This window comes from Pseudomonas cichorii, from assembly GCF_019719005.1.
Taxonomy (GTDB): domain Bacteria; phylum Pseudomonadota; class Gammaproteobacteria; order Pseudomonadales; family Pseudomonadaceae; genus Aquipseudomonas; species Aquipseudomonas cichorii_E.
Genome location: NZ_JAIGPJ010000097.1, coordinates 1 through 1,033, shown reverse-complemented (window position 1 = coordinate 1,033; position 1,033 = coordinate 1). Strand labels below are relative to the sequence as shown.

General features: G+C 56.3%; 1 protein-coding gene. It reads right to left on the bottom strand.

The window, feature by feature from the left end:
• Positions 1 to 5: 5 nt before the first annotated feature.
• The gene (locus K5D32_RS25750) at positions 6 to 959 is read right to left on the bottom strand and encodes an IS1595 family transposase (protein WP_221577518.1); all 954 of its coding nucleotides are present in this window, start codon (positions 957 to 959) and stop codon (positions 6 to 8) included.
• Between the last annotated feature and the right edge of the window lie 74 nt (positions 960 to 1,033).

The window sequence follows — 1,033 nt, the reverse complement described above, 5'->3', positions numbered from 1 at the left end:
ATTGGCTATGTCTGCGTTAAGTGTTGAACAGGTTCATGCCCAAGTGCCTCCTTCAATAAAATCAATGGGTTAACTTGATTTCCATAGCGCTCAAGCAGGCGTCGCCACCCTAGGTAGTTAGCCAGATACTTGGTGGCGACACCGTGGAACGGATTTAGCCAGCGTTTCAGACGACTGTGATAGGCATTGACGTTCTGAATATGAAAGGCGCCGTCCGTACGGCGCTTTTGACGTAAGTTCAAACGACGATGAGTGATCCCTTCGGCCCGGGCAAAGCCGTGGTAGACCGCTGCGCTGTCGGTGCAGAGCACCGCATCAGGATCTATCAAGGGCTTGAGCACCTCTTGTAAATGGGCACCGTCCAGCCTTTCCAACTGAAAATCAGCATGCTGTGCGCTGCGGTCACGCACGACCAGCACGGGCACCAAATCATCGCTCATGCCTTTGCTCTTCGCCTTGCCCCCACGCTTGCGAGCAGGGCGCGGTAGGTGTCGCTGACCTTTGAATGACCTAAGAAAGAAGGTTTCATCCGCTTCGACAATGCCTGAGACATGCGACGCTCGGTGTTCGGCAATCAATTTGAGGAAGCGATGACGCCAACGGAATGAAGTGTCCTTGTGCACGCCACAGCGCTTGGCAGCGGCTCGCACCACCAGACTTTGCATCATCGAGTGTGCGTACTGGCCCCACCGCTCGCGGTGGCGAAGACGTGCCAGGGGTGTTCCCGTCAGGGCATTACAGGTTCGTCTGCAGGTCCTGCACCGGTAGCGAGCCAAGCCGTGGCTTGAGCCCCAGGGACGCAAAGACTCGGCTTGGCAGCGCGGGCACTGCCTGGGCATGGCCAGTGCCTCTTCCAATAGCCCATGAGGACCATGAAGCTGTACGCGTAATTGCTCTCGCTGCGCTGGATCCAGCCGATATAGCTCAGATAGCCAGTTTTGGAACGCTGTCGCTTGCATCGCAGACCTCCTGAAAGGGATGTCGGGCTCTACAAGCTTAGACCTCTGCAACACTTAACGCAGACAGAGCCAAT

Bases quoted from the DNA above. Each gene is read 5' to 3' on its own strand.
- K5D32_RS25750 (WP_221577518.1), bottom strand. From the start codon at position 959: ATGCAAGCGACAGCGTTCCAAAACTGGCTATCTGAGCTATATCGGCTG.